Below are 6363 nucleotides of genomic sequence, written 5' to 3'. Positions count from 1 at the left end.
CGGCCCGGTGACCGGTGCGGCGGGCGAGGTGGCCGTGCTGGGTGTGGTCGGCCTGCCGGGTGTGGTGTTCGCCGGGGCGGTGGGCTGAGCACCGGGCTGCTGCTGGGCCGGGGTCCTGCCGTCCGTCCCGTCCTTGCCGCCCTGTTCGCCGGACTTGGGCATGAACAGCATGGCGTACGCCACCGCTCCGGCCAGCAGAAGCAGTATCAGGAGCAGCAGGTTGCGGCCGAGGGACCGGGGGGTGCGTCCCGGCGCCTGCGGTCTGCCCGGGTTCTCCGGGCGGCTGTAGCCCTCGGAACGGCTGTAGGCGGCGCTGCCCCGTCCCAAGCCCTGAGGCTCGTGAGACCCCGGCGACTGGCGGGGCACGCTCGGCCGGCGGGACTGACGGGGCAGACGGGACTGACGAGGCTCCTTGGTCTTGCGATGGCGGTGCCGGCCTTGCGCCGCCGCGCCCCCGCGCCGCTTGCGCACCAGCTCACCGCGGCGGCGCACGATGGGCAGCCGGGTGTCGTCGGCGGACGGCAGCGGTACGACGTCCGTACCCGCCTCGGGCTCCGGCGCGGAGCGGACGAGCGAGCGCAGCCAGCCGCGGAGCTCCTCGAAGTCGGGCCGCTCCGTGGGGTCCTGGCGCAGCAGCGACTCGACGACCGGGCGCAGGGGGCCGCACTCCTCGGCGAAGGCGGGCGGCTCCGAGCAGACCAGCTGGACGAGCTCGGCGGCGTTCTCCTCCGGGTAGGGCGCGTGGCCCTGGACGGCGCGGTAGAGCAGCGCGCCGAGGGCCCACAGGTCGGTGGACGGGCCGATGGGCGGGGCGAGCTGCCAGTTCTCGTGGACGGGGCCGGCCTGTTCGGGCGCCCAGCGTTCGGTGACGGCTCCGACGACCATGATCCGGGCCTGCCGGGCCCGCTCGGCGGCGAGCGGGGTGGCCGGGCCGCGGTAGGGGGCCGGGGCGGGGCCTCCCGCGACGACCTCCTCCCAGCCGCCGGGGCCGGTGGCAGGTGCGGGCGACGGCGCGGCGGCGCGGCGCTGGGAGTCGGCACGCAGGGCTTCACCGCCGCTGACGCTGTGCCAACTGACGTCGGCGGCCGGGGCGACCGGAGCGACCTCGCGCGGCCGGTATCCCGCGGGCAGGGCGGGGCGGCCCCCGCCACCGGCCGGCACGGGCCGGGAGCCGTCCCGCCCGGCCGGGCCGTCGTGCCACGTCCCGGTGAGCAGCGCACGCGGCGTCCCGCCGCCGCGCGGCGGAGTGTCGTCCTCGCTGCCCCCCGATCCGTACTCGGGTCCGTACTCGGTCTCGTCGTCCTCGTCTTCGGCGGCCTGCGACCACCACTGCGGGTCGTAACCGTCGGCGGCCCGCGGCGGCGGAGCCGGGGGGAGGACGGAGGTCTCGGCGTCGTCGACGCGGGCGGCAGCACGGGCTCCGGCCCGGTAGGCGGCGATGGCGCCCGCGCGGGCCGCGCGCACGTCCGCCGTCGCCGGGGACGCGGCCGGCTCGGGACGGGCGCCGGGGACCAAGGGCCCGGCGCCGGGCTCGTCGTCGTCCGGATGTGCGCCGTACGCCGGGTCCTGGCCGGACTCGGGCGGGGTGGCGTCCTCGGCCACGGGCCCGGGGCCCAAGTCGGGGTCGGGGATGGGGGCGTAGCCGCACAGCGCCTCTTCCGCCGCGCCCGCCGCGAGGCCGGTCAGGACGACCCTGCCGTCGTCGCAGACCAGGACCGTACGGGCGGTGATGTTGCGGTGGGTCCAGCCGTGTGCGTGCAGGGCGCGCAGCGCGGTGAGGACGTCGGCGCCTATCTCGGCGGCGCGGTAGGGGCTCAGGGGCCGTTCGGCGAGGAGCGCCGCCAGGGGGCGGGCGGCGACGAGCTCACTCACTATCCACAGCGAGCCCCCCTCGGCGAACACGTCGAAGACCTGGTCGAGGCGGGGGTGGTCCGGGATCTGGGCGGCGGCCTGTGCAGCCTCCATGGCCCGCCGCACGGCCGGGTCCGTGGGGCGGCGGGTCGCCCGCCCCGGCGTGCGCCGGGGGGGTGTGCGCCCGGCGGCTCCGTCGCCGTCGAGAACCTCGGCGTCGACGACCTCCGGCAGGGGCAGTTGGCGGACCAGTACTTCCTGGCCGCTGTAGGTGTCGAAGGCGCGCGTCTCGACGAGTTCGTACTCGTCGGAGGGCGGCAGCGGCAGGCGGTAGCGGTCGGCGAGCACCCGTCCCGCGTATTCGTCCACGTCATCGCCTCCCCACCAGCGCGCCGTCCCCCGGTCCCGCGAGCCGTGCGGAACCCGTCATTTACGGTCCGTCTCAGGCCCGTTGTGGTTGCGCACCGCCCATGAGCTCTCACGATACGTGGCCCTACCCACCCGCGGTAAAGGGACGGGTGTTTTCACCGGCTCACAGAGCTCGTCGGGTCAGGCCTTCGGCGCGAAGGTGGTGGTGAAGGTCTGCCACGTCCCCTGGACGGCGGCCGACTTCCACTGGGCGTCCTTGGCGGTGAACATCAGGCCGTAGCCGAGCTTGCGGTTCACCACGAAACCGCGGTCGATCGACCGGTACCTCTCGCCGTCCTCGGAGAAGGTGAACTCCCAGTCGGCCGTGGGCCAGCCGCGGTACTCCGCCTTCTCTATGCGCTCGCGCTTGTATCCGGAGCGGCGCATGAAGACCTCCTGGGCCAGCCAGTCGGCGACCGGGTCGGCCTTGGGCGTAGTGGTCCAGCCGACGAGCAGACGCGCGTTGTCCGGGCCGGTGAACCGGGCTCCGGCCGCGCTCGTGGAGACGTACTTCCACCCCTTGGGCAGGCCGATCGTGAAGCCCTGCGCGTGCCGGTACGTGGAGACGGCGGGGGCCGCCCCGCCCGTGCCGGCGCTGGTCCCGGGCGCGGGGCTGCCACCGCTGCCCTGGCCCGGCTTCTGGCCCTGACCGGCGGCCGCACCGTCCGGGTTCTTGCCCGCGTCCTGGCCCTGGGTGGAGCCCTGGCCCTTGTCAGGGTCCTGCGCGGTGTCGCCGTCCTTGCCCTGGCCGCCGCCGGAGGCGGTGCTGCCCGCCGTCGCGGCTTGGCCGCCCTTGCCCTTGCCTCCGGTGTCGTCCTCCCCGCCCAGCGCGAAGTAGAGGACGGTGGAGAGCACGGCCAGGACGGCCACGACCGCGATGATGACGAGCGTGCGCCGGGGCACGACGTCGGTGATCGGCGCGCGCGGGGGCGCGGGCCGGGCCGGGCTGCCGTTGACCGGCGGCGGAGCCGGCTGCTTCGGCTCGGACTTCGCGGCGGCGGTCGCCGCGGTGGCGGCGGCGGCCGCGGCGTTCCGTACGGACTTCAGCGCACCGCGCATCCGCTCCGCGGCGAGGTCGGCGGCCTCCTTCGCCTTCTCCTTGGTGCGGTTCTCCGGCGGCGCGGGCGGGAGCGGAGGCAGCGCGACGACGCGGGTGGCCTCCGACGAGGGCTCGGGCTCGACGGTGGCCGGCTCGGGCGCGTGGATGACGGCGTTGAGCAGCGCACGCGCGCCGGCGTCGTCGAGCCGCTCGGCGGGGTCCTTCGCCAGCAGGCCGTAGATGACCTTCTCCAGCAACGGACCGGCGTTCTTCGGCGGGTCGACCGGCTCGGTCATCACCGCGGTCAGCGTCGCGATCGCGGAGCCCTTGTCGTAGGGCGGGCTGCCCTCCACGCTCGCGTACAGCAGTCCGCCGAGCGACCACATGTCGGCGGCGGGGCCCGGCTTGTGGCCGCGGGCCCGCTCGGGCGAGATGTACGAGGGCGCGCCGACGAGCATGCCGGTGGAGGTGATGGACGGGTCGCCCTCGACCTGGGCGATGCCGAAGTCGGTGAGGACGACCCGGCCGTCCTCGGCGATCAGGACGTTGGACGGCTTCACGTCGCGGTGCAGGATGCCCTCGCGGTGCGCCGAGCGCAGCACGTCGAGAATGGCGAGTCCGACCTCGGCGGCGCGGCGCGGGGTGAGGGTGCCGTCCTCGCGGACGGCCTCCGCGAGCGACTTGCCCTCGACGAGCTCCATGACGATCCATGGGCGGTCGTCCTCGTCGACGACGTCGTAGACGGTCACGGCGCCGTTGTTACGGATCCGGGCGATGGCCTTCGCCTCGCGCAGCGTACGGGTGATCAGGCGGCGCTTCTCGTCCTCGTCGATGCTGCTGGGGAAGCGCAGTTCCTTGACGGCGACGGTCCGCCCGAGCGTCTCGTCGACGGCCCGCCAGACGGTGCCCATGCCACCCCGCCCGAGCACGGCGCCCAGCCGGTAGCGCCGGGCGAGCAGCCGCCCTTCGGTGGTGACGGCCCGCGCGGCCGGAACGGCGCCCGCGCTCTCCTTGCCGCTTCGGGGCCTGGCGTCCTTGGGCGCGTCGGACGCGGGGGTCTCGGACGCGGGGGTCTCGGACTTGGGTGTGGCGGACTTGGGTGTGGCGGACTTGGGTGTGGCGGGCTTCGGGGCGTCAGCCTTGGACACGTCGACCTTGGCCGCGTCGGGCTTCGGGCCGTCAGCCTTCGGCGCGTCAGGCTTGGGTGCGGTGGGCTTGGCCGCGTCCGCCTTCGGGGCGTCAGCCTTGGACGGCTCCGGGGACGGCTCCGGCTTGGTGAGCGCGGGCTTCGGCGCCTTGTCCGACGCCGAGTCGGCGGCCGGCGTGGCGTCGGACGCGTCCTTGGCCTCACCGCCGCGGTCTCCGCCGGCCTCCGCGCCCGAGGGACGCTCGGCGTCCCCAGCCGTACCCTTGGCCCGCTGCGCGGGGACGGCGTCCCCGTCGCGGTCGGCTCCGGCGGCCGCGCCGCCACCCGGTTCGACGTCCGTGACCGCGTCCCGCCGGGGTTCCCGCGCCGTGTCCCGCGACTGCTCCGACTCCGACATGCGTCCCCTCTGCGATCCCTGAATCTTCGCCCGCGCCTGCCGCTTCCCGCGCGATGCGGTAACCCGCCCTGGAAGAGGGTCCATTGTCCCTCACCCCGGGGCAGGCACTGCTCCGGGGTCCGCACACCGACACGACGACCCGGGAGTGAACGGTTCCCACCATGCCACCACTCACGACACAGGTCACCGCTCCCCCGACGGCGCGCCTCCCCCGACGCCCCCCGCCCCGCGCCTCCCTCCCCTCACCCCTCTGTCAGGGCTCACGCTCAACACCAGCCCCAGGGACGGCAGATGCCAAAGGCATACTCCACAGCCCGTCTGTACGGGACCGCCGGCAGCCCGCCGACGGGCTCTGCGTGGATCACGTTGGATGATCTCTGGGAAGGGATCGAGCCGCTCCTGCCGAAGCGGGAGAGGCGGTTCGGGTACCTGGGCCGCAAGCCGGTTGCGGACCGGCAGGTGCTGTGCGGGATCCTTCTCGTGCTGCACACCGGCGTCCAGTGCCTGCCCCAGGCGCTCGGCTTCAGGTCCGGTATGACGTGCTGGCGCCGGCTGCGGGACTGAAACAAGGCCGACGTCTGGCAACAGCTGCACGAGGTGCTGCTGGCCGAGCTGAACGCCGCCGCCCGCCTCGACTGGTCGTGGGCAATCGTCGACCCCAGAGACGTCAGAGCGTCAAAAAGGGGGCTCCACACAGGCCCGTCACCAGTCGGCCGGGGACGGGCAGGCTCCAAACACCACCTGATCGCCGACGGCCACGGCACCCCGCTCACCGTCATCCTCACCGGCGACAACCGAAACGCCGTCACCCAGCTCATGCCCCTGCTCGACGCCATCCCACCCGTCCCGAGGCAGACCCGGACGGCCCCGCCGCAAGCCCAGGTCGGTCTTCGCCGACCGCGGCTACGACCACGACATCTACTGCGATCAGGTCCGGGCCCGTCGGATTCTCCCCGTCATCGCCCGCTGCGGCACAGCCCATGGCAGCGGCCTGGGCGCCTACTGATAGGTCGTCGGGTGCACCTTCGCCTGGCTCCACGGTTTCAGAAGACTCCGCGTCCGCTGGGAACGCCGATCCGACATCCACGAAGCCTTCCTCAAGCTCGCGTGCTGCCCGATCACCCACAGCCAGGTGCTGTCCTTGGCCGGCCCGGCAGACCGATCGCATGAATCGAGACGCCCTGCAATCCGCACTGTCCCAGGATGGCTGCCTCTCTTCGCGTGCAGCTCTGGCCGAGCTGGAGTCAGGAGCGGACTTCGAGGTCTTCCTGAACCAAACGGCTTCTGCGCAACGGCTCTGAAGTTCCCCCGCTGCCCGGACAGCCTGATACTGGGACGGACGGTCCCGGAGGAAGCAGTTCCAGGTAGTGAGCAAGAAGAGCGATACGAGCAAGCGGTACACGCCCGAGTTCAAGTGCGACGCGGTGGCTCTGGTGTACTCGTGGTGCAAGACGGTCACCGAGATCGCCCGGGACATCGGCGTCAGCCCCGAGGGACTGCGGAACTGGGTCAACCAGGACA

At 73.8% G+C, this 6363-nt stretch carries 3 protein-coding genes and 1 pseudogene; 2 read left to right on the top strand and 2 right to left on the bottom strand.

The genetic code is table 11. The features are described from left to right. Both IEZ01_RS29660 and IEZ01_RS29655 read right to left on the bottom strand, forming a co-directional pair. The coding region (locus tag IEZ01_RS29660; RefSeq protein WP_229833284.1) for a protein kinase at positions 1–2220 on the bottom strand (2220 nt) is incomplete at its 3' end. Between the two features lie 180 nt (positions 2221–2400). After that, on the bottom strand, positions 2401–4842 hold the full coding sequence (locus tag IEZ01_RS29655; RefSeq protein WP_189204781.1) for a serine/threonine-protein kinase: 2442 nt from the start codon (positions 4840–4842) through the stop codon (positions 2401–2403). A 291-nt stretch (positions 4843–5133) separates the two neighbouring features. Between IEZ01_RS29655 and IEZ01_RS29650 the strand changes: the two are divergent. Together IEZ01_RS29650 and IEZ01_RS36140 are read left to right on the top strand one after the other, a co-directional pair. Next, positions 5134–5953, top strand: a pseudogene (locus IEZ01_RS29650) (IS5 family transposase); the annotation flags it as partial. A gap of 256 nt (positions 5954–6209) precedes the next feature. Then, positions 6210–6363: transposase (locus IEZ01_RS36140; protein ID WP_189204779.1), on the top strand; the 154-nt coding region annotated here is incomplete at its 3' end.

The sequence above is a fragment of the Streptomyces purpureus genome (assembly GCF_014648195.1).
Classification (GTDB): Bacteria; Actinomycetota; Actinomycetes; order Streptomycetales; family Streptomycetaceae; genus Streptomyces; species Streptomyces purpureus.
The sequence above is the reverse complement of the archived record's forward strand: the minus strand, read 5'-3'. Positions and strand labels throughout refer to the sequence as shown.

Coding starts and splice junctions, on each gene's coding strand:
- IEZ01_RS29655 (WP_189204781.1), bottom strand. CDS start 4,842: ATGTCGGAGTCGGAGCAGTCGCGGGACACGGCGCGGGAACCCCGGCGG.